The organism is Tenacibaculum discolor, assembly GCF_003664185.1.
Lineage (GTDB): Bacteria > Bacteroidota > Bacteroidia > Flavobacteriales > Flavobacteriaceae > Polaribacter > Polaribacter discolor.
This window is the reverse complement of sequence record NZ_RCCS01000012.1, coordinates 46,913-69,224: the sequence shown is the minus strand read 5'-3', so window position 1 is coordinate 69,224 and position 22,312 is coordinate 46,913. Positions and strand designations below refer to the sequence as shown.

Annotated in this window: 19 protein-coding genes; 14 read left to right on the top strand and 5 right to left on the bottom strand. The window is 31.6% G+C overall.

Going from position 1 to position 22,312, the window contains the following annotated elements; translation table 11 throughout:
* Nucleotides 1-339: 339 nt before the first annotated feature.
* From C8N27_RS15775 to C8N27_RS15745, 7 genes are all read left to right on the top strand, one after another.
* Nucleotides 340-1,026, top strand: a complete 687-nt coding sequence (locus tag C8N27_RS15775; RefSeq protein WP_147431757.1) for a hypothetical protein — start codon at nt 340-342, stop codon at nt 1,024-1,026.
* Nucleotides 1,027-1,051: 25 nt separating this feature from the next.
* Nucleotides 1,052-1,360, top strand: a complete 309-nt coding sequence (locus tag C8N27_RS15770) for a hypothetical protein (protein WP_147431756.1) — start codon at nt 1,052-1,054, stop codon at nt 1,358-1,360.
* A 114-nt stretch (nt 1,361-1,474) separates the two neighbouring features.
* Entirely contained in the window at nt 1,475-1,885 is a 411-nt protein-coding gene (locus C8N27_RS15765) for a hypothetical protein (RefSeq protein ID WP_121148750.1), read from the top strand.
* Between the two features lie 114 nt (nt 1,886-1,999).
* The gene (locus C8N27_RS15760) at nt 2,000-2,536 is read left to right on the top strand and encodes an HD domain-containing protein (RefSeq protein WP_121148748.1); all 537 of its coding nucleotides are present in this window, start codon (nt 2,000-2,002) and stop codon (nt 2,534-2,536) included.
* 507 nt (nt 2,537-3,043) lie between these two features.
* Nucleotides 3,044-5,182, top strand: a complete 2,139-nt coding sequence (locus tag C8N27_RS15755) for an amino acid permease (RefSeq protein WP_121148746.1) — start codon at nt 3,044-3,046, stop codon at nt 5,180-5,182.
* 115 nt (nt 5,183-5,297) lie between these two features.
* On the top strand, nt 5,298-6,602 hold the full coding sequence (locus C8N27_RS15750; protein ID WP_121148744.1) for an erythromycin esterase family protein: 1,305 nt from the start codon (nt 5,298-5,300) through the stop codon (nt 6,600-6,602).
* A 114-nt stretch (nt 6,603-6,716) separates the two neighbouring features.
* A complete protein-coding gene (locus C8N27_RS15745; RefSeq protein WP_121148742.1) occupies nt 6,717-8,558 on the top strand; it encodes a PLP-dependent aminotransferase family protein in 1,842 nt (613 codons plus the stop codon).
* Nucleotides 8,559-8,645: 87 nt separating this feature from the next.
* On the opposite strand, the gene rlmF is transcribed toward C8N27_RS15745, so the two are convergent.
* Genes rlmF through C8N27_RS15730 form a run of 3 tightly spaced genes read right to left on the bottom strand, consistent with a single transcriptional unit; the run spans nt 8,646 to nt 11,760 of the window.
* Nucleotides 8,646-9,500: a 23S rRNA (adenine(1618)-N(6))-methyltransferase RlmF gene (gene rlmF, locus C8N27_RS15740; protein WP_121148740.1), complete on the bottom strand. Its 855-nt coding sequence runs from the start codon at nt 9,498-9,500 to the stop codon at nt 8,646-8,648.
* On the bottom strand, nt 9,500-11,095 hold the full coding sequence (gene bshC, locus C8N27_RS15735) for a bacillithiol biosynthesis cysteine-adding enzyme BshC (RefSeq protein WP_121148738.1): 1,596 nt from the start codon (nt 11,093-11,095) through the stop codon (nt 9,500-9,502). The genes rlmF and bshC overlap by 1 nt, the downstream gene beginning before the upstream one ends.
* Nucleotides 11,095-11,760 carry a class I SAM-dependent methyltransferase gene (locus tag C8N27_RS15730; RefSeq protein ID WP_051435818.1) on the bottom strand — a complete coding sequence of 222 codons (666 nt, stop codon included), beginning with the start codon at nt 11,758-11,760 and terminating at the stop codon, nt 11,095-11,097. The genes bshC and C8N27_RS15730 overlap by 1 nt, the downstream gene beginning before the upstream one ends.
* A gap of 121 nt (nt 11,761-11,881) precedes the next feature.
* Here C8N27_RS15730 and C8N27_RS15725 point away from each other — a divergent pair, with 121 nt between their 5' ends.
* The 5 genes from C8N27_RS15725 to C8N27_RS15705 are packed head-to-tail and all read left to right on the top strand — an operon-like array spanning nt 11,882 to nt 17,071.
* On the top strand, nt 11,882-13,816 hold the full coding sequence (locus C8N27_RS15725; RefSeq protein ID WP_121148736.1) for a BatA domain-containing protein: 1,935 nt from the start codon (nt 11,882-11,884) through the stop codon (nt 13,814-13,816).
* Nucleotides 13,813-15,072, top strand: a complete 1,260-nt coding sequence (locus tag C8N27_RS15720) for a dihydroorotase (RefSeq protein ID WP_121148734.1) — start codon at nt 13,813-13,815, stop codon at nt 15,070-15,072. The genes C8N27_RS15725 and C8N27_RS15720 overlap by 4 nt, the downstream gene beginning before the upstream one ends.
* Before the next feature lie 4 nt (nt 15,073-15,076).
* Nucleotides 15,077-15,403 carry a hypothetical protein gene (locus C8N27_RS15715; protein ID WP_099213844.1) on the top strand — a complete coding sequence of 109 codons (327 nt, stop codon included), beginning with the start codon at nt 15,077-15,079 and terminating at the stop codon, nt 15,401-15,403.
* A gap of 3 nt (nt 15,404-15,406) precedes the next feature.
* Nucleotides 15,407-16,045: an alpha/beta hydrolase gene (locus C8N27_RS15710; protein WP_099213845.1), complete on the top strand. Its 639-nt coding sequence runs from the start codon at nt 15,407-15,409 to the stop codon at nt 16,043-16,045.
* A gap of 54 nt (nt 16,046-16,099) precedes the next feature.
* Entirely contained in the window at nt 16,100-17,071 is a 972-nt protein-coding gene (locus tag C8N27_RS15705) for a sterol desaturase family protein (RefSeq protein ID WP_099213846.1), read from the top strand.
* Nucleotides 17,072-17,106: 35 nt separating this feature from the next.
* On the opposite strand, the gene bcp is transcribed toward C8N27_RS15705, so the two are convergent.
* A complete protein-coding gene (bcp, locus tag C8N27_RS15700) occupies nt 17,107-17,559 on the bottom strand; it encodes a thioredoxin-dependent thiol peroxidase (protein ID WP_121148762.1) in 453 nt (150 codons plus the stop codon).
* A gap of 109 nt (nt 17,560-17,668) precedes the next feature.
* On the opposite strand from bcp, the gene C8N27_RS15695 reads away from it, so the two are divergent.
* Nucleotides 17,669-18,325: an endonuclease III domain-containing protein gene (locus C8N27_RS15695; RefSeq protein WP_121148731.1), complete on the top strand. Its 657-nt coding sequence runs from the start codon at nt 17,669-17,671 to the stop codon at nt 18,323-18,325.
* 241 nt (nt 18,326-18,566) lie between these two features.
* Here the strand turns inward: C8N27_RS15695 and C8N27_RS15690 are convergent, their stop codons facing one another.
* Nucleotides 18,567-19,148, bottom strand: a complete 582-nt coding sequence (locus C8N27_RS15690) for an RNA polymerase sigma factor (protein WP_176550516.1) — start codon at nt 19,146-19,148, stop codon at nt 18,567-18,569.
* 234 nt (nt 19,149-19,382) lie between these two features.
* Between C8N27_RS15690 and uvrA the strand changes: the two genes are divergently transcribed.
* Nucleotides 19,383-22,175, top strand: a complete 2,793-nt coding sequence (gene uvrA / locus C8N27_RS15685) for an excinuclease ABC subunit UvrA (RefSeq protein WP_121148760.1) — start codon at nt 19,383-19,385, stop codon at nt 22,173-22,175.
* Nucleotides 22,176-22,312 lie beyond the last annotated feature (137 nt).

Sequence of the window (22,312 nt, the reverse complement as noted above, 5' to 3'; positions counted from 1 at the left end):
GATTAGGCTTCGTGTGTTGACCCGATTAGGCTTCGTGTGTTGACCCGATTAGGCTTCGTGTGTTGACCCGATTAGGCTTCGTGTGTTGACCCGATAAAAAAGTTACACTTTTTTATCTTATTTCTTTATATTTGAAAGTGTTAATAAAATTGCTAAAAGTTCCACTTATACTATCGTAAAAAGAATATAACAGTAATTTTATTACGTATATAAATTAGTTGTGTGCAATTAAAAAATGATATGGAAACTAAATACAAAATTCACTTCTCATATATAATATCAATTCTATTAGTTATAATAGTTATTCTGGCATCTGTGAAGTGGTCTAACAACTCAAATTTGATAAAATATATTTCATTTGCTTCTACTATTGCTTCGTTATTATTAGCTCTATTAGCAATTGTTTATGCTTATTTGTCTAATGCAACATTTAGTAAGAATATTACCTTGATTAACGAGGTTTCAAATGAGTTAAAAACGAATACTTCCAACTTGTCTATTATTTCTGAAACTCTAGAAAAAGATTTAAAGAAGCTTCCTTTGACGCTTGAAGGAGTGGACAAAAAGGTTGACGCTTTACCTGAACTTTTATCTAAATTAACACCCAAAGAAGTTGTAAAAAAAGAGGAGGTTAATTCTGCAATTTCTAATTCAACAGAAGCTCTCTCAATTGAAGAATTTTTAGACACCTCTTCTTACACAGGGCTCTTATCTCTATATGGTGTTGTTTTAGCACACGCCAAGCAATATCCTTTCAACTTACAAGATTTCACTAATGAAATTGAAATTCTAGAATATGATTATTCACAAGGATATCTTATTGCTTCATCTGCATTCGGTATTTTTAATTACAAATCTTCAAAATCCATCTGGAATATTACCGAAATCAACCAAGAGTTCGCTGATAAACTTGAAGAATACTTACTTGAAAAAGGAAAAGAAATAAAAGAAGAATTATTGAAGGATGATATCGAATTTAATTTTTCAGGAGACATTGAAATCGCGAAGAAGTATTTCAAAGATTAAAACTACACACAACGAATCAAATAAGATGAAGCCAATCAATTTAAAAAATTGGACTGAAACTCCACACATTTCTGGAAGATTAGCAACCGAAGAAGATGTTAAAAATGGTAATGCAACTTTTAGAATCGAAGGTAAAAGGCAAGAGCATGAAGCTTTGGATGTAAAAATTCCTTCATTAGCATATCATATCGACCAAAAAACTAATATGAAAACACCTGTAGTGGTAATACAGGGAGAACAAATTGGCGACCAAAAAGTTGTTGGAATAAGATATTTAGATGGAACAGACGGTGTTTGCCTTCTATTTGAACTTGAATTTGTAGATAATTTTTGAGGATTAAGAATAAAAAATCAGTGGTACAACAATATATAACTACAATTACGGCAGATTCAACTACGTCCGAATCTACTCAATATAACTAACAAAACATCAACTCAATCAAAACAAGTGAAAATAGACACCGATACACTACCTAAATGCTCATTAGAAGAGAAGAAATTTTCTTGGGGAGAGCCATATTTAGTTGTAACCCCAATATTTGACATTGTAATACCACAAGAATTATCTGATATTGAATTTTCTGTTGAAATATTTATAAAAAATAACTTCCGAAATCAACTATTAGAGTTTTATAATGTTTTGATTAATTATGAAGAAAACAATCGGATTGAAAATTTCGAGGATACCATACCTGAACAGCTTCGTAAAGAAGTGTTAGCAAAAATTAAAAGCTTTCTTGACTCTGAAAAAAAATTAACCCCTTGGGAGAAATACGATGAATATGGAAAAGAACTAGATTTTTTGTATGAGTTTGAAGAAGAGCTTAACCGAAAAATATTATTTATCAACCCTAAATAGAGCCACTTACAGTAATTATTATAAGTAATTGCTTGTTCTCAACTACTTTTTACCCTCTTCAACAATAATATACTATGCTAAAAAAACTCTTCTCTTAACAGAAAAACACCTCAAATGACACAAGAACTATATCAAAAAGCAATAAAATTTGCTGGAGAAAAGCACAAAGATCAAAAAGTTCCTGGAACAAACTCTAACTATTTGCTACATATTTCTAACGTTGCTATGGAAATAATCTTAGCATATAATGCAAATAACAACTTCGATTTGAATTATGCTGTTCAATTAGCGCTACTCCACGATACATTAGAAGATACTGATACCGACTTTTCGGAGTTATTGAATATGTTTGGAGAAAAAGTTGCTATTGGAGTTCAAGCATTGACTAAAAATAAAAATCTTGATTCTAAAAAAGAGAAAATGATAGATAGCTTGAACCGAATAAACAAACTTGAAAAAGAAGTTGGAATGGTAAAATTAGCAGACAGAATTACAAATCTTCAAGAACCACCAAAACATTGGAAAAAAGATAAAATTCAAAACTATTTATCTGAAGCTATCTTAATTAATGAAGCACTAAATAACAAGAATGAATATTTAAATAAAAGATTAGACAATAAAATTGCTGAATACAAAAAGTATATTAAATAAAAACATTCCACGCTACCAACCCTTAGTATAAGTAGCCAATCCCCCCTATTCTGAAAAATTACTACCATATCTTTAAACTACATTTCTTTACTAACATTTTTCTACACGGTAGCATATACCACTGTTTAAAATAGCTCCCCTTACTATGGGAGAGTCACTCCCCTTAGGCAAGGAGTATCATTCCCCTTACCGTGGGAGAGTCATTCCCCTTAGGCAGGGAGTATCGCTCCCCTTACCATTGGGGTGTCATCCCAATTAGGCTTGGGGTGTCGTTTCCATTACCGTTGGGGTGTCACCCCAATTAGGCTTGGGGTGTCGCCCCGATAAAAACCACCCCCTATTTTCACCCCATAAAAACAACCAACAAAAGCTAGCTTTTTAACAAAAAACACTCTAAAAGAGCATATTACAAACACTATCTTAATCAAACCACGCTTAAAAAGTGTATTTTTTTTCATATCTTCTCATGGTCTAACCACTTAATAATAAGCCTTAAACGCAAAAGTCATGAGGAACAAACTAAAAAAAGACTTAGGATTATTTGATGTTTTTGCCATAAGTACTGGAGCTATGTTTAGTTCTGGTTTCTTTTTACTACCTGGAATCGCTTCACATTACACAGGGCCTTCTGTATTTTTAGCCTACTTACTTGCAGGTGTATTAATACTGCCCACCATGTTTAGTATTGCTGAAATATCAACAGCCTTACCACGATCAGGTGGAGCATACTTTTTTTTAGATAGAAGTTTAGGACCACTCATGGGAACCATTGGCGGACTGGGTACCTATTTTGCTTTAATGCTTAAAACAGCCTTTGCTATTATTGGTATTGGTGCTTATGCCGCTATATTTTGGGAAGTACCTACCAAAATAGTTGCCATTGTGGCTACTCTCTTTTTTATGGCGTTAAACTTAGTAGGCGCAAAAAAAACCTCCGCCTTTCAAAAGGTATTTGTCATATTTCTATTAGTCATTTTGGTTGGTTTTATTGCAGATGGTCTTTTCTCCATCTTTACCTCAGATACTATTACCAACGAATCTATCAACAAACAATTTACCCCCTTCTTTTCAAACGGTTTTGGAGGTATGTTTACTACTATAGGTTTTGTTTTTGTTTCCTATTTAGGGCTCACTCAAATAGTAAGTGTTGCAGAAGAAATTAAAAACCCTGAAAGAAACATTCCTTTGGGTATGATACTTTCTTTAGTCGTTACAGGATTAATTTATGGTTTGGGTGTTTTTATTATGGTTACACTTATTGAACCTACTGCCTTTGCTAACGAACTAGCACCAGCAGCTACAGCCGCAGAACAACTTTTTAAATGGTTACCCGATAATGTAGGAGTTTTATTAATGTCGGTAGCAGCACTTGCCGCTTTTGCCTCAACAGGAAATGCAGGACTTTTATCAGCATCACGATACCCGTTTGCCATGGGGCGCGACAAACTGTTTCCTGCTATTTTAGCTAAAATTGGTAAAAAAGGAAGTCCTGTAGTCGCTATATTTTTAACCACAGCATTAATTATAGTATTCATTCTAGTACTATCAGAAGAAGGTATTGTAAAGCTTGCGAGTACCTTCCAACTGTTAATTTTTATCTTTATTAACTTCTCTGTTATCGTTTTTAGAAAAAGTAAAATAGAATCATACGATCCTGGGTATTTATCTCCATTATATCCGTTTATGCAAGTCATTGGAATTGTTATTTCATTCATCCTTATTATTTATTTAGGATGGATGCCCATACTTTTTACCTCTGGTATTATTGTTATTGGCCTACTTTGGTATCACTTCTATTCCAAAGGAAAAGTAAAACGAGAAGGTGCTATTTTTCATTGGTTTGCGCTTTTAGGGAGGCATCAGTACGACGAGTTGGAAAATGAATTAATGACTATTTTAAAAGAAAAAGGACTTCGTGAAGGCGATCCTTTTGATGAAACCGTAATTAAGTCGAAAATAAAAATAATTAAGGATACTACTAACTTTGACAAGGTTTTAAATATCGCTTCCGATTACTTTTGTAGGGAGTTAGACCTCAACAAAGAAGGAGTACTACACAAATTTTTCCAGTCGATACCCGATGAATCTGTGATAGCATTACCTGGTATTTTAGTTTTTCATGCCAAGTTTAAGAGTGTTACGCATCCTTCCATGAAAATTGTTATTTCTAAAAAGCCTATTAAAGGTGCATTTCCTTCTGAAGACTATGAGTTTAAAAAGCCCATACAAATCTGTGCTTTTCTAATTAATTCTGATGAAAACCCAAAACAGCAATTACGTATGCTATCGAGACTTCTTGATATTTTAGAACGAGAGCACATCGTAAAAACCTTGCTTAAAATGAATAGTCACAGAGAAATTAAGGAGTTTTTACTACAAAACGAGCGATTTGTAAGCATCAAACTACTCGAAGGAACTCCGCAAGACACCATGATAGGAAAACAGCTAAAGGAAATTCAGTTACCAAAAGATGTTTTAGTAGCTTTGGTTGAAAGAAACGACAAAACGTTTACCCCTAACGGTTCAACTGTTTTTCTAAAAGATGATGTACTCACCATACTCGGAGAAACCAAGTCTATTGCAAAACTGTATAAGGAATACATGAGTTATGAAATAGATAAACTGGATACTGAGGAGACTACTTAAAGTTTAGTTTGATTTTATAATTTAAACGGTTAACTTCGTAATTAGTTAATTTTATTTTTAACTAAAGTTTTATTCAAAAAAAAGTGCTATATAATTTTTATAAAAAAGTTTAAAAATGAAAAAGATTCTTTCAGTTTTTATATTTATTTCTCATTTTCATATTTACTCTCAGAATAAAGAAACCATCAATTGGCTCAACATTAACTCCATAGAGATTGAAGATGCAAACCCTAACTCTAAGCTCACAATTTTTGAACAAAACATACCTAATAAATTTGCTAATGCAAAAATTTACGGGTTTGGAGAAGCATCTCATAATACAAAAGAGTTTTTTAACTTAAAAGTTAAGTTTTTCAAACATTTAGTAAAAACGCAAGGTGTTAAAACTTTTATAATGGAAGAATCTTACCAAGCTGAATCAGGGATAAATGAGTGGATAAGTGGAGGTAAAGGAGATATTAAAAAGATTGCTAAGAATTTTAATAATGGTTTTTGGTACACTAAAGAAATTGTAAATCTTTTACTGTGGATGAGAAATTACAACTTGAACAAACCAAAAAAAGAGCAAATTCGCTTTTATGGAATGGATATCCAGCTAGGGAAAGGTATTAACCATGAGGTACATCATTTTATTAAAGAAAATAAAGTTCCTATTGACCAAAACCTTTTAAAAGTTGTTGATAGTTGTTCAAACAAAAAGATAGATTATACAAAACACACTAATTGGTGGCTGTTTCAGGTTCCTAAATTAAATAAATTAAAACAGCAAATACTTAATCATAAAACAGATAATAAAAAATATTTATCTGTAATAAGAAGCTTAAATTATTTAATAAATTATGTTGAATACGCTTCATCTATTAAAGATAAATATCCAAAGAGCACTGAATTCAGGGATTTAAAAATGTTTGAGAATGTTAAATGGATTTTAGAAAATGGTTCTAAAAATGGAAAAGCCTTTATTTGGGCTCATAATGAACATATAAACAAAAAAGAAATGTATGGCTCTGGAAGCGGTATAACTAATCTAGGTCAGTATTTGAAAAATTATTATAAGAAGGATTATTATAGTATAGGCTTTGACTTTGGAACAGGAAATATAAAAGGTTATGTAATAGACAAAAAGAAAGGAAATCATTGGAAAACTTACCACATTACAAAACCGTTTCGAAAAACGTATGCTAAAACACTGATGTCTGTAAACAAAGATATTTATTTTATTGATCTTCTTCATGCTATCGAAAATGAACCAACAAAATTCTTTAACAAAAAAAACAAACACTTATTAATAGGAGCAGGAGGATACCAGCCCAAACCATTATATAAAATTATGATTAGTAAAACATATGCTGAAACGTATGATGGATTAATTTTTGTCAAAAGAATATCAATTCCAAACTATAATTTAACTGAAATGTAAAAACACTCTTCAACTATTAACTTTACAAATGACTTAACAACAAAACTCCCCTCTACTCTCTTTCTAAAAAAATCTAATTAACGTATCTTGCAGTCTTATTAAAAGACACCTATAATGCAAGACAAAAACTTACATACTTATATAAAAAATGTTGTAGAAAATATGCCAGCAGATTGGTTAAACCTAACCACGCACCGTCTGGATATTTATGTAGAAAAGCTAGCCAAAACTCAGTTTTTAGAGCAGTTTGAAGATTTGTATAACAACAACAATGCTGATGTTTCTGCTTTAAGCGAGTTACCAACTGCGTACGATTATATTCGTTTAGGGCATCCGTTATCATCTGTATTAGAGTGGACGATTGCCAAACTATATAATACAAAAGCAGAAAATGTAATTAGTTTTTCGTCACAAACAGTTCCTGTGTTGGCTGTATTAAGAGCAAATTTATTTGCTAATAAAAACACTCAAATAGTATACACCAATGAAATCCCTAGCTTTTTTGATGCAGAAGTAATTAAAAATGTATACGGATATCAGTTTGAATTAAAAAAGGTGGATAGTATTGAAGCTATTCCTGAGTTTGATGGTAGCACCATATTGATTGTTGAACAAGAAGCTATTTGCAACTTTACCATTGTACCAAATGTTGATTTCTACATCAATACACACCCAGAATTAGGAAGCTTTTTATTAGTTAACGGTGCACAAAACGACGCTTATATTTCAGACATTCAACATGTAAGAAGAAGAGAAACTATTGCCATGACTCCCGCTAATTCGTTAAAAGCTTTAAAAAGCCTTATCGATGAACCGTATGATGTTACGGTTACTGATGTAGCACAAAACAAAGCGAAGGTTGAAAAATTAATCAATGAAATTACTAATACCAGTACAAAAGCATTAGTAGCATCAAGTGGACTTTCAATACAATACGCCATTTTAATGGGATTGATTGATGATGCTCTTGAAAACCACAAAGGAAAAGCTATTAAAATTGTTGTACCTCCAAACTGTTATGGTGGTACAAACGACCAAGCAAGACGTGTTGCCGCTTGTTTAAACAACGTAGACATTGTTGATTTACCTGTTGATGGAGACAATGATATGGTAGAAAGTATTGATACCGTATTAACCAACATTGCAACACAAGATGCAATTCCGTATATCATTGCTGAAATTCCAACCAATCCAAGAGTAGAAGTACCAAACCTTACCGATTTAAGAGATGTTTTGAGTAAGAAACGTACGACTCCTACCGGTGAAACAGCGATTGATCCTGTATTTATTTTAGACCAAACTTTTTGTCCAAATGTTCACTTTTTAGGAGATACAGACATGTTAGCCAATATTAGAACTATTTCGTTTGCTAGTGGTTCTAAATTCCCTAGTGGTGGAAAATGTACTGCTGGATACTGTGTTGGAAATAAAACAACCAACGCGTTAATAGAAAAAATAGAAAAGCATTTACACATTTGCGATAATGAGGCTACACCGCTTCAATATGAAATATTAGCTGCACAAATGCCTTCTATGACGCAACGTATTAGCGATTCTTATAAGAATACTCGTGAGTTTGTAAACTTTATACATGAAGTGTTACCTGATGCTAAAATCAATTTTGTTTCAGAAGAATTAGCAGCACAAGGATTTACGCCATCGGTATTTTCGTTAGACCTTCCTACCAAAGGAAATACTGCGGAAGAAAAAGAAGCGTATAAAAGAGCCTTAAACTTAAAGCTTATCAATTTAATGATTACCGAAATACCAAATGAAAGTAAGTATTGTGTAAGCTACGGACAGTTAAAAGGTTGTTACTGGACGATTCCTGCAACCTCAACCCAAGGAACTACGAAAGAGGGTGATAAAGATTATATTGCTCGTGTAGCGCTTTCTCCTAATATGGATTTAGAGCTTCATAAAAAAGTTTTCCTTGATTTTGTAAAAGGTATTTAAGAACTACAAAACGTCATTTCGAGTGATAACGAGAAACCTCCTTCGAAATGACGTTTATTTATTATTTTAGAAAGTTTCTTTCCTTTTCTAAAACCTCCAACACACAATGCGTGTTACCTTGTTTCCTTGATGCATAGGAATTACTTTAAATTCTTTAACTCCTAACTTTTTTCCTGAGTTTTGTAAGCTTTCTACGTTTTCTTTTTTAGAAACCAAACTCGTAAACCATTTACTTACTTTCGGGAATTTAGAACTTTCATATAAATAGGTATGTAAAAAAGCTTTCTCTCCACCTATATACCACAACTCATTAGAGTTCCCTGCAAAATTACGGACAGCATTATTTCCTAAGTTTCTTGATTTTCTTCGGTTCGCTCCTCTCGCTTCTTCTGCCGATTTATAGAATGGTGGATTACACATCGTTACTGTAAAGGCATCATCTGCTTCTATGATTCCTTCTAAAATATGCTCTTCTTTAAACTGTTGCCTTAATTCAACCTTATCAGTAAAACCATTATCATCTATAATGTCTTGAGCATAATCTAGTGAATCTAAATCGATATCAGTAGCAACAAAATTCCAGTCATATTCTGCAATTCCCAACAAAGGATAAATACAACTTGCTCCTGTACCAATATCTAACACCGTTACGTTTTCCTCATCTGCTACCAAATCTGCTAAATGATGGATGTAATCTACTCTTCCAGGTATTGGCGGACATAAATTATCATCAGAAAAATTCCAATGCTTAATATTATAGTGAGCAGCTAATAATGCTTTATTAAACTCTTTTACTGCTATTGGGTCAGAAAAATCGATGGTTTCCTTCTCAAATTTTTCAATAACAAACTCCTCTATTTTTGGATACTTTTCTTTTAAGAGTTTAAAATTATATCCGTTTTTGTGTTTGTTTTTTCTGTGTAATCCTTTTTTATCTGCCATTAAAGTGTAATAAGGGTAAACTCTAGTTGTAACGGATGTAAGTTTTCTTTCAGAACTTTAATAAAGTCGGCTCCATATTCTAAATAGAACTCTGAAAAATTACGTTGACGTTCTTCTAAACTTTGATTAGGTAACAATTCGTTTTGCAAAGCTACGATTCTTTCAACCATTTCTTTTTGACGTCGTTTTTCTGCTCTCAACCATCTTTTTTCAAGGTTTTCTAATCCTTTTATCTGCTTTTTTTCTTGTGCATTTACTGCACCAACAAAAGAAACATCGGTTTTTTGAGCTAGCTCACGTAAATCATCAAATTGTTGTTGTAAAAACTGCTTTTGCTTGGTAAAATCTACCTTAGCATCGCCGTTAGCCAACACTTTTCTTGCTAGTAAGTCGTCTTGTTTTAAAAACAACTCTTCTTCTGAAACGTTTAGTTTCTCTAACTTTCCTAATTGTTTTTCTGAAAGTATTTGAGCTGAGTTTCTTAATAACAAAATAGGAAACGGAACATTTACTTTATCAAAATATGCCTTTAACTCTAACCAGTAGGCTAACTCTCCTCCTCCACCTATGTAACATAGGTTCGGTAAGATTATCTCTTGGTATAGTGGACGCATAATTACGTTTGGAGAAAAGCATTCTGGCTGACTATGTAAATGGTCTAGAATTTCATCTTTTGTCCAAGAAATATCTGTATTATTTACTTTGTAAATTCCGTTTTCAAGAACAATACGTTCGCGAATCCTATCAGTGATATAAAACAAGTTTATCTCACGCGGATTTACTTGTATTTTATATGATTTCTCTAGTTCTGTAATTGTTTTCGATACTTCTTTATAAGAGGTTTCGTGCAACAAATCGTACTCTACATACGGTGTTAGTGCTCTTTTTAATTCTCTTTCATCAGCATCTAAAATTACCAAACCATACTTTCCAAAAAGTTTATCGGCTATATATCTAGTTGCATCTGCTAATGTTTTGTGTTGCAAGTATCCTTTTTCAAATATCTCTTTTATTTGAACAGCATTTTTTGAACTTCCTAAATGTTCTGCAAACACTTCAAAAACATCTTGTAACCCTTCGGTTGTAAAACGCCCTACTGGTCCTGTTTGGTCAGAGTTCCACTGTACTTTTATCCCTTTAAAATTAAAGAAGTTAATTTCTTCAAAATCGTGATCTTCAGTTGCCATCCAATATACGGGCACAAAATTCTCATTCGGAAATTGCATTGACAAATGCTCACACATATTTGTAGTTGATATAATCTTATATAAAAAGTATAACGGCCCTGTAAATAAGTTCAGCTGATGCCCTGTTGTAATAGTAAATGTATTCTCTTCTAGTAAGCTTTCTATATTTTTTTGCGTGTCGAACGACAAATCAATGTCTTTGTATTGTTTTCTCAATACTTCAACCAATCTTTTTCTTTGAGTGCTTGAAATAGGATTTGCTTTCTTTTCTTTTAATTGCTTTTCAAAGTTTCGTAAACTCGGATAACGGTTATAAAAAGGTTGAATATTTTCATCAGCCTTTAAATAATCCTCCATTGTTTTAGAAAAGAATCCTGTGTTTTTATAAGGTATATTGGTTACGTTCATTACTTGTGAGTTCTTTGAAATAAGGTGTAAACATACGGACGTTCTCCTCCGTACGGATTTACAAATGTGTGATTAAAACTATTGACTAAAACAAAATCGTTTCCTAATTTTTCTTGTAGCATTTCCGTATTGTAACGTTGTAATTGCAGTCCACAACATTTTTCTGCTCCGTCTAAAGCAAAAACAGCAATAATTACGAATCCGTCAACTTTTACAAGCTTCTTTAATAAATTAAAATAGGCGTTCTGTTCTTCGGTTTTTAAAAAGAAGTGTAGTACTGCCCTATCATTCCATACATCAACTTCATCAAGCTCATGTAACTTGGTTGGAGTCACTAAATCATCAGCTATAAAATTAACTTTTGATGCATCTTTTCCTAATCGATTTTGTATATCGGTTAAAGCTTTTTCAGATAAATCATTTGCTATTAAACCTGAATATCCATCAGCTACTAGCTCGTCAATTAACATGGATGAACCAACGCCTACATTTAAGATTTTAGCGTCTTTAGATACTTTGGATTCTTTTAATAATTGAATAGTTTCTTTCGAACTTTCTTCGAACCAGCCTAGTTTTTCTGTTGGATTTTTTACATAGGCAGCATTCCAGTGTTTTTTATAATTAATTTCTTCCGGAATGTTACACTCACTCTCTTTTGTAGTCATAGTCCAAAAATAGGAAAATTTAATCCTTTGTCGAAAACTTACCAGACTTCTAACAGATTTTTAACTACATTCTTTTTTTAACCATCTATTTAGGTATTTTTACAGTTAGTAAATTACAATTATGCAGTTTAAACATCCTGAGATTTTATATTTCTTAGCTTTTTTACTCATTCCTATTTTGGTACACCTGTTCCAACTACAGCGATTTGTAAAAGTTCCGTTTACCAATGTAGCTTTTTTACAAAAGTTAGTGTTACAAACACGTAAAAGTTCTCGTATAAAAAAATGGCTGATTTTAGCCACTCGCTTACTGTTACTTACTGCTCTAATTTTTGCCTTTGCTCAACCTTACTTTAGTAATCATAAATTAGATGAAGGGCAGCATTTCTTTATATATTTAGATAACTCTTTAAGTACTAATGCTATTGGAGAAAAAGGTAATTTACTGCAAATCGCTACACAAGAAATTATTGAAAATTCTACTGAGAAAACAAGTTATTCTTTACTTACAAACGATCATTTTTATGCAAATAAAACAGCTTCTGAACTAAAAGAAGAGTTGTTAAAAACAACAAATACCGCAAAAAGTAGAGACCTTGCTGATGTTTTTTTAAAAATGACTAGCGAACATAAGTCTATAACTTCTCCTACCAAAAACATTGTAATTTCTGATTTTCAAAACATTAAAAAAGAAGGAATTGACAACGCCCCTAAAAATACTTCTTTTGTAAAGTTAGTGCCTGAACAAAAAAGTAATGTTTCTATTGATAGTATTTTTGTTGACGATAATGGTGGGTCTAATTTTAACGTCCATATTGTTGTTAAAAATCAAGGAAATGCCAAAAATGATATTCCTATTGCTATATACAATAATGACAAATTGTTGAATAAACAAACCTTTAGTATTGAGGAAAACAAGACTACAGAGGTTACTTTTTCTGTTGTAAAAGCACCTGTGTTTTTAGGTAAAGTAGCTATTAATTTTAACGATACCTACGGGTTTGATAATTCATTTTATTTCACCATTAATGCTAATGAAAAAATTAATCTACTAGCTATTGGAGAATCAAACAACTTCTTACAACGAATTTATACTAAAGAGGAGTTTAACTTTAATTCTTCTTCTCTACAAAATGTAAATTATAACTTAATAGATAAGCAACATCTTATTGTCTTAAATGAGTTAGAAAATATTCCTGAAACACTTATAAATAGCTTAGCAAGCTATACAACAAAGGGTGGAAATATAGTTGTAATTCCAAGTAATAAAGTAACTCTTTCTTCTTATAACAACTTTTTTAATAAACTAAATACAGGAAAGTTATTTTCACTAAAAAGTGATAGCTTAAAGGTTACTTCGATTAATTATAATCATCCTCTTTTAAAAAATGTTTTTGAAAAGAAGGTAGCCAACTTTCAATATCCATTTGTAAAAACCTCATTTAATACTGAGTTTAAAAATGCTAGCAATATTGTTTCTTTTGAGAACAAACAAGGTTTTATTAAACAGATTAGTTTAACAAATGCTTCTATGTATTGGGTAGCTGCCCCTCTAAATAAAGACAATAGTAATTTTACAAACTCTCCTTTAATTGTTCCTGTTTTTTATAACATAGGAAAACAGAGTTTACAACTTTCTGAATTGTATTATACAATAAACAAACAAAATACTATTGATATTGATAAGCAACTAGGTAAAGATGAAGTTTTAAGCATTGTTAATAGTAAAGGTTCTTTTATTCCTTTACAGCAAACTTTTCAAAACAAAACACGTATCACAACCAAAGACCAGCCTTTAACTGCTGGGTTTTATCAAGTACAACAACAAAATAATGTGCTTAGAAATATTGCTTTTAATTACAATAAAAATGAAAGTGTCTTAGACTTTTTAGTGCTTTCTGAAGCTAATGGTATGACCATATCTACTTCAGTTAAAAACACCTTAGAAAATATTAATAATGAAAACAAAATTCAATGGCTTTGGAAATGGTTTTTGGGCTTAGCTATTGTATCTTTGCTTTTAGAAATTTTGATTTTAAAATTCTTTAAACCATGACAACGCTGCTTAAATCGGCAACAATAATAGATGCTTCTAGTCCTTACCACCAACAAACTAAAGATATTTTAATTACTGACGGTATTATTACCAAAATTGACAACAACATTACTAGTGAAGAAAACTATACTGTTGTAGCGCTTGATAATCTTCACGTATCTCCGGGTTGGTTTGATACTAGTGTTTCTTTTGGTGAACCTGGTTATGAAGAGCGAGAAACCTTGCAACATGGTGTACAAGTAGCGGCTAAAAGTGGTTTTACACATGTAGCTATTAATCCAAACACACACCCTATAGTTGATAATAAATCGGCTATTGAGTTTTTAATTAATAAAGTAAACGGAGCTGCAACTAGCATTCATCCTATTGGAGCTTTAACACAGCAAAGTAAAGGAGTTGAAATGTCTGAAATGTTTGACATGCAACAATCGGGTGCTATTGCTTTTGGTGATTATAACAAACCTGTTAGCAATGATAATTTGTTAAAGATAGCTTTGTTGTATGCTCAAAACTTTGACGGATTAGTGCTAAGCTTCCCTAAAAACAACTTAATTGCTGGTGAAGGTGTTGCTAATGAAGGTAAAAATAGTACTCTTTTAGGGTTGAAAGGGATTCCTGCACTTGCAGAAGAAATTCAAATTTCTCGCGATTTATTTTTATTAGAATATACAGGAGGAAAATTACACATTCCTACTATCTCAACAGCTAAATCTGTTCAACTTATTAAAGAGGCGAAAGAAAAAGGCTTAGATGTAACGTGTAGTGTCGCTGTACACAATTTAATATTAACAGATGACGAGCTACATGGCTTTGAAGCTAATAAAAAAGTAAATCCTCCTCTACGCACAGAAGAAGATAGAAAAGCTTTAATACAAGGGTTAAAAGAGGGTATTATTGATATGATTACATCTGATCATAATCCTATTGATATTGAACATAAAAAAGTAGAATTTTCTACCGCAAAAGACGGAACTATTGGTTTAGAAAGTGCTTTTGGTGCTTTAAATACAGTATTAGATTTAGAAACTATTGTTAACTGCTTAACAAGCAATCCAAGAAAGCGTTTTAACGTTGAATTGGCTTCAATAAAAGAAGATGAAAAAGCTAGTTTATCTATTTTTAATCCTGATGGAGCCTATACTTTCTCAAAGGAAAATATTATTTCCACCTCAAAAAACAGTATCTTTCTAGAGAAAAAATTAGAAGGAAAAGTATACGGTATTTACAATAATAGTCAACTAATTCTAAACTCATAAAATCATGGAAAATTTAACAGTAAACGAAGGAAAAACCGAAGCAATCATTAGTCATTTTACAGTTATAGGACTTATTATAGCTTTTGTTTTAAACATGAACAAAAAAAACGCTTTTGCTAGCTTTTATATTAGGCAAATGCTTGGTTTAAATGTTCTTCAGCTTTTAAACGGATGGGTAGTTTATAAGTATTTAGGTAGTAATGCTGGATGGATTGTTGGGGTACTACTATTTGTACTTTGGCTAATTAGCCTTTTAGCTGTTTTAAAAGGAGAAAAAAAGCTTGTACCGGTTGTTGGTGAGCAATTTCAAAACCTATTTAAAGGAATTTAATACATGAGTTTACAATATATTGTAAGAGAACCTAAAACCTCAAATGCTAACCCTCCTTTATTAATTTTATTACACGGATATGGTAGCAACGAACAAGATTTATTTTCATTTGCTGAAGAATTACCAGACGATTTATTAATTGTAAGTGCCAGAGCTCCTCATGATATGGGGTATGGTGGCTATGCTTGGTATGCTATAAATTTTGATTCAGTTAACGGTAAGTTTTCTGATTTAAAACAAGCAGCTGAATCGGTTGATAAGATTGCGTCTTTTATAGATGAAATTAAAGAAAAGTACAATACAAACCCTGATAAAACATTTTTATTAGGATTTAGTCAAGGAGCAATTTTAAGTTATGCGTTAAGTTTTAAATACCCTAACAAGGTAAAACACGTAGTAGCTTTAAGCGGTTATATTAATGAAGAATTGTTACCAGCAGAAATAGACAACTCAATTGCTACAGATTATTATATCTCTCACGGAACTGTAGATCAAGTTCTTCCTATAGACTGGGCGCGTAAAGCACCTGTTTTATTGAAAGACTTTAAATTGGCTAATGTATATTCTGAATACCCTGTAGGACATGGTGTAGCTCCTCAAAACTTTTATAGCTTTAAAAGTTGGATTGAGGAAAGACTATAAACTTTAACAGTAAAATTGAGTAAAATTAAATAGTTTTGCAATTAAAAAAATAGCATGAGCAACATATTTAATCAAGATATATTATACTACTGGAGTGCTCCATTTTTCATTTCAGTAATCTTACTCGAAATGTTCTTTAGCTATCGAGCTAAAGCTAAAAACTACGATTTTAAAGATACAGCTACTAATGTTTACTTTGCCCTAGTAAATTTTAGCCTAGACTTGTTAATGAAGGTTACTTCATTTGCTATTATGGGATTTTGTTATCAATACAGAATTATTGATTGGGAAGGTAACATGTCGTGGGCATATTGGTTGTTAGCTTTTATAGGACAAGACTTTTTATACTACATACACCACTATGTAGATCATCATTCGCGATTTTTCTGGGCAGTACACGTAACACATCACAACTCTGAATTTTATAATATTTCAACTGGTTTTAGATCTCCAGTTTTGCAGCCTTTATTTAGGTATATGTTCTTTTTACCCTTGGCTTTTCTAGGTGTTATGCCATTGCACATTATGTTTGCATACGCCATGAATCAAAACTACGGAACTTTGTGCCATACTAACTTTATTAAAAGTAAATTAGGATGGTGGGGTTATATTTTTGTTACTCCATCTCACCATAGAGTTCACCATGCTTCTAATACTAAGTATTTAGATAAAAATATGGGAATGGTATTGATAATTTGGGATCGTATTTTTGGAACTTTTCAGGCTGAAGAAGATGAAACTGAATACGAAAAATTACGTTATGGTTTAACGAAACCTTTAGAAGATAAAGGACCGGTTAACATCATTTTTCATGAGTGGAAAGAAATATTTAAAGACTTTTTTAACCGAAAAAAGGATTTACCATTAACAACACGTTTAAAATATGTGTTTATGCCTCCTGGATGGAGTCATGATGGTAGTACTAAAACAAGTAAAGAGTTACAAGAAGAACTTGCTTCCACTACAGAAGTGATAACAACTCCTAAAGAATTAAGAGTAAGTCCGCAAAAAATAAAAGTCGAGTAAATACTCGACTTTTATTTTATTAGCTAGATATACTATTACTTTAATATCTGATTTGCGTGTTCTTTTGTTTTTACTTTCGTAATTACATCTTCAATTACTCCATTCTCATCAATCACAAAAGTGGTGCGGTGAATTCCATCATACTCTCTTCCCATAAACTTTTTAGGTCCCCAAACACCAAAAGCATTAATTACATCTTTACTTTCATCTGCTAACAAAGGAAAAGGTAATTCATTTTTATTAATAAAGTTTTGTTGACGTTTTGCTGAATCTGCACTCACTCCTAAAACATCATATCCATTTGCTAAAAAAGTTTTGTAATTATCACGTAAATCACAAGCTTCTGCTGTACAACCAGGCGTACTTGCTTTTGGATAAAAGAATAATACTAGTTTTTTTCCTGCATAATCAGAAAGTTTTACTGCATTTCCTTTTTCGTCTACCGATTCAAAATTTGGTGCCTTATCTCCTATTTTTAGTGTTGTCATATTATTTTGCTTCAAAGTTATAAAGTCAAAGTTACAAAGTTGATTTTGATTATCCATAAAACATACGAAGCTTCTTTGTACCTTTGATTTTTTCAAATTTTATAAAGCAATGACGAAAGCAGAAAAAGTTCAATTTGTTATAGATACTTTAGAAGAGTTATATCCTGAAACTCCAATTCCTTTAGACCATAAAGATCCTTACACATTATTAATTGCTGTATTAATGTCTGCTCAAAGCACAGATGCGCGTGTAAACACTATTACACCTTTATTATTTGAAAAAGCTGATAATCCGTACGATATGGTAAAGCTTACTGTTGATGAAATTAGAGAGATTATCAAACCTGTTGGTTTATCACCAATGAAATCGAAAGGAATTCACGGTTTATCTAAAATCTTAATTGAAAAGCATAATGGTGAAGTTCCTATTGATATGGAAGCTTTAGAAGAATTACCTGCAGTGGGTCATAAAACTGCTAGTGTGGTAATGTCACAAGCTTTTAACATTCCTGCTTTCCCTGTAGATACGCATATTCATAGATTGATGTTTCGTTGGAATTTATCTAATGGTAAAAGTGTTGCTCAAACAGAAAAAGATGCAAAACGTCTATTTCCAAAAGAATTATGGAATAAACTTCACTTACAAATTATTTATTACGGAAGAGAATACTCTCCTGCTCGTGGTTGGAAGTTAGAAAATGATATTATTACAAAAACGGTTGGAAGAAAATCGGTAATAGAAGATTATAATAAAAAGAAAGCATAAAAAAAGCCCCAACCTTGTTGAAGCTTTTTCCACTCTTAATTCAAATTCAATTCAATGAGATAGTTTGATTTTGTTTTAACTACTGTTAGCGATTTAGAAAAATTAATCAAATATTGAACTGTTTCTTGTTTTGGTTCCATTTTAAAGTCAGGAGACTTCTTTGTGTAAATTTGCATCATATATAATTCCCTTATTATTACTTATAATCAATGATTTAACGATGCATTTTTCCAAATATTGTTTAACTGACTAAAATAATTTTATTTTTTTCTATTATTTTTCTCAAATTAATTAAAGCATAGCGCATTCTACCCAATGCTGTGTTAATACTAACACCTGTATTTTCAGATATTTCATTAAAACTCATATCATTATAAATACGCATTTTTAGAACTTCTTTTTGTTCATCTGGTAGCTCTTCAACTAACTCTTTAACATCATTTAAAATTTGTTCTTTTATTATTTTTCCTTCTGCATTTAAGGCTCCATCACTCAATACTGAAAAAATATCAAATTCTTCTGTATTATTAAATGTAGGCATACGATTGTTCTTTCTAAAAAAGTCAATAATTAAATTATGAGCAATACGCATAACCCAAGGCAAAAATTTACCTTCTTCGTTATAATTTCCTTTTTTTAGCGTTCTTATTACCTTTATAAAGGTATCTTGAAAAATATCTTCTGTAGTATCTCTATTTTGTACTTTACTATAAATAAAGCTATAAAGACGTTGTTGGTGCCGTTTAATCAATAATTCTATGGCGTATTCATTACCATTAATGTAGTTTTTTACTAAAACACTGTCATCTACTATGTTTTGCATAATAATTACTTTTTTAAAAGAGCAACTTACTAGTTCTCTTTTGGTTAGGGGATATTAAGTTATAAAAGTAATTATCTTGCTATAGGCTATTATTTATTGATTAATAACGAGTTACAAATATTAGATTTTTTATTAATAAATACAAAAAAAACTATAAAAAAAGAGAAAAATACTATAGTTTATTTATTAAAACCACTTGAAATTGGTATTTTTATCGCTTATTTTTTTGAGTATATGAAGACTGATATTTCAACTGTTAATCCAAAGGAAAATATTATAATTAAAGGGGCCAAACTGCACAATTTAAAAAACATTGATGTGGTTATTCCTCGTAATAAATTAGTAGTTATTACTGGACTTTCAGGTTCAGGAAAGTCTTCTTTAGCTTTTGATACTCTTTACGCTGAAGGGCAACGCCGTTATGTAGAAAGTTTAAGTTCGTATGCACGTCAGTTTTTAGGAAAACTGCACAAACCTAAGGTAGATTATATCAAGGGAATTGCACCTGCCATTGCTATTGAACAAAAAGTAAACTCTACCAATCCTCGTTCAACTGTAGGTACTTCTACTGAAATTTACGATTATATCAAGTTACTCTTTGCTCGTATTGGTAAAACCTTCTCTCCTATTTCTGGGAATGAAGTAAAAAAACATACCGTTTCTGATGTTATCAATCATGTAAAAACATTTGAAGAACGTACAAAGTTGTTATTGCTCGCTCCTATACATATTAATAAAGACAGAGATATAAAAACTGTTTTACAAGTACTAACACAGCAAGGATATGCTCGTTTAAAATATCAAGACACCGTATACAGAATTGATGAATTTCCTATAAAAGATTTTAAAGGAAATGAATTACAGCTAGTCGTAGATAGAATTGTTGTAAAAGACGAAGAAGATTTTTACAACCGTTTGGGAGATGCCGTACAAACAGCTTTTTTTGAAGGAAAAGGAATCTGTTATATTGAAAATTTATCAGATGGAAATACTACTGAATTTAGTAACAAATTTGAACTAGATGGAATTTCATTCTTAGAACCAAACACTCATTTATTCAGCTTTAACAATCCTTATGGAGCTTGCCCTACTTGTGAAGGATATGGAAATGTGATTGGTATTGATGAAGATTTAGTAATTCCAAACACAGGCTTATCTATCTATGAAAATGCTATTTTCCCTTTTAAAACAGATAGTTACAAGAAATATAAAAACGATTTAATTCTAAATGCTGAAGAATTCGGAATTTCTATACATAAACCATGGTTCGAACTTACTGATGAACAAAAAGATTTAGTTTGGAATGGAACTAAAAAATTCAAAGGAATTAATCATCTATTCAAAAAACTAGAAGAGAAAAGTTACAAAATTCAAAACCGTGTAATGCTGTCTCGCTATCGTGGAAAAACAAAATGTACCGAATGTAACGGAAAACGTCTACGTAAAGAAGCTAACTACGTTCAGGTATATGGTAAAACTATTGATGAATTAGTAACCTTACCTCTAGATGAGTTGGCAGTATTTTTTAATAATATTCAATTAAATAAATACGAAGAAAAAATTGGTAAACGTTTACTTACCGAAATAAATAATCGCTTACAGTTTTTAACAGATGTTGGCTTAAGCTATCTAACTTTAAATAGAACATCTAACACGCTATCAGGTGGTGAAAGTCAACGAATTAATTTAGCCACTTCATTAGGTAGTTCGTTAGTAGGTTCTATGTATATTTTGGATGAGCCTAGTATTGGTTTACACCCAAAAGATACAGAAAGATTAATTGGAGTCTTAAAAAACCTACGCGATTTAGGTAATACCGTAATTGTAGTTGAACATGATGAAGACATCATGAAAGAGGCTGATTACATTATTGATATTGGTCCTGAAGCAGGAACGTATGGTGGAAATGTGGTTGCAGAAGGAACTTTTGAAGATATCCTACAATCTGAATCGCTAACAGCTAAATATCTATCAGAAGAATTAAAAATTGAAATCCCTACTAGTAGAAGAACATCAAAAAATTCTATTGATATTATTGGTGCTCGTGAAAATAACCTGAAGAACATTGATGTTTCTTTCCCTCTTAATAATTTAACAGTTATTACTGGAGTTTCAGGTAGTGGTAAAAGCACCTTGGTTAAAAAAATCTTGTATCCTGCGATGCAAAAAAAGCTAGTTGGATATGGCGAAAAATTAGGGCAACATACAGATGTTACAGGAAGCTTTGACTTGTTAAAACATGTAGAGTTTATCGATCAAAATCCTATTGGTCGTTCTTCACGCTCTAACCCTGTAACGTATATAAAAGCGTATGATGATATTCGTAAATTACTTTCAACTCAAAAACTATCTAAAATTAGAAACTACCAACCAAAACATTTTTCTTTTAATGTAGATGGTGGTCGTTGTGAGGTTTGTAAAGGTGAAGGAGAAGTTACTATAGAAATGCAATTTATGGCAGATGTGCATTTAGAATGTGAAACCTGCGGAGGTAAACGCTTTAAAAAAGAAGTACTGGAAGTAACTTTTGAAGGAAAATCAATCGATGATATTTTGAATATGACCATTGATGATGCCGTTGCTTTTTTTACAGAACATGAACAAACCAAAATAGCTCGAAAATTAAAACCTTTACAAGATGTTGGATTAGGTTATGTACAGTTAGGACAATCGTCTTCTACCCTTTCTGGTGGTGAGGCACAACGTATAAAACTGGCTTCTTTTTTAGTAAAAGGAAACACTAAAGATAAAGCTTTGTTCATTTTTGATGAACCTACTACTGGATTACATTTTCACGATATTAAAAAGTTATTAGCTTCTTTTAATGCTTTAATTGAAAGAGGACACTCAATCATTGTTATTGAACACAATATTGAATTGATTAAGTGTGCTGATTATATTATTGACCTTGGTTTAGAAGGTGGGAAAAAAGGTGGAAACTTAATCTTTGCAGGCACTCCAGAAGAATTAGCAAAAAACAAAAAATCATATACCTCTAAGTATTTAAAAGAGAAATTAAACTATTAAGAAACTTCTCTTTTTCCTATGAATAACTCCTTGTTTGCAAAAAACAAGGAGTTATTTTTTTAATCTATAACGAATTCTAATTTATCTACTACGAATTCTAATTTACTCCAAATTCACCTATACATCTGTGGTAATTT

Coding starts and splice junctions, on each gene's coding strand:
- C8N27_RS15770 (WP_147431756.1), top strand. CDS start 1,052: ATGAAGCCAATCAATTTAAAAAATTGGACTGAAACTCCACACATTTCT.
- C8N27_RS15760 (WP_121148748.1), top strand. CDS start 2,000: ATGACACAAGAACTATATCAAAAAGCAATAAAATTTGCTGGAGAAAAG.
- C8N27_RS15755 (WP_121148746.1), top strand. CDS start 3,044: ATGAGGAACAAACTAAAAAAAGACTTAGGATTATTTGATGTTTTTGCC.
- C8N27_RS15750 (WP_121148744.1), top strand. CDS start 5,298: ATGAAAAAGATTCTTTCAGTTTTTATATTTATTTCTCATTTTCATATT.
- C8N27_RS15745 (WP_121148742.1), top strand. CDS start 6,717: ATGCAAGACAAAAACTTACATACTTATATAAAAAATGTTGTAGAAAAT.
- rlmF (WP_121148740.1), bottom strand. CDS start 9,500: ATGGCAGATAAAAAAGGATTACACAGAAAAAACAAACACAAAAACGGA.
- bshC (WP_121148738.1), bottom strand. CDS start 11,095: ATGAACGTAACCAATATACCTTATAAAAACACAGGATTCTTTTCTAAA.
- C8N27_RS15730 (WP_051435818.1), bottom strand. CDS start 11,760: ATGACTACAAAAGAGAGTGAGTGTAACATTCCGGAAGAAATTAATTAT.
- C8N27_RS15725 (WP_121148736.1), top strand. CDS start 11,882: ATGCAGTTTAAACATCCTGAGATTTTATATTTCTTAGCTTTTTTACTC.
- C8N27_RS15720 (WP_121148734.1), top strand. CDS start 13,813: ATGACAACGCTGCTTAAATCGGCAACAATAATAGATGCTTCTAGTCCT.
- C8N27_RS15715 (WP_099213844.1), top strand. CDS start 15,077: ATGGAAAATTTAACAGTAAACGAAGGAAAAACCGAAGCAATCATTAGT.
- C8N27_RS15710 (WP_099213845.1), top strand. CDS start 15,407: ATGAGTTTACAATATATTGTAAGAGAACCTAAAACCTCAAATGCTAAC.
- C8N27_RS15705 (WP_099213846.1), top strand. CDS start 16,100: ATGAGCAACATATTTAATCAAGATATATTATACTACTGGAGTGCTCCA.
- bcp (WP_121148762.1), bottom strand. CDS start 17,559: ATGACAACACTAAAAATAGGAGATAAGGCACCAAATTTTGAATCGGTA.
- C8N27_RS15695 (WP_121148731.1), top strand. CDS start 17,669: ATGACGAAAGCAGAAAAAGTTCAATTTGTTATAGATACTTTAGAAGAG.
- C8N27_RS15690 (WP_176550516.1), bottom strand. CDS start 19,148: ATGCAAAACATAGTAGATGACAGTGTTTTAGTAAAAAACTACATTAAT.
- uvrA (WP_121148760.1), top strand. CDS start 19,383: ATGAAGACTGATATTTCAACTGTTAATCCAAAGGAAAATATTATAATT.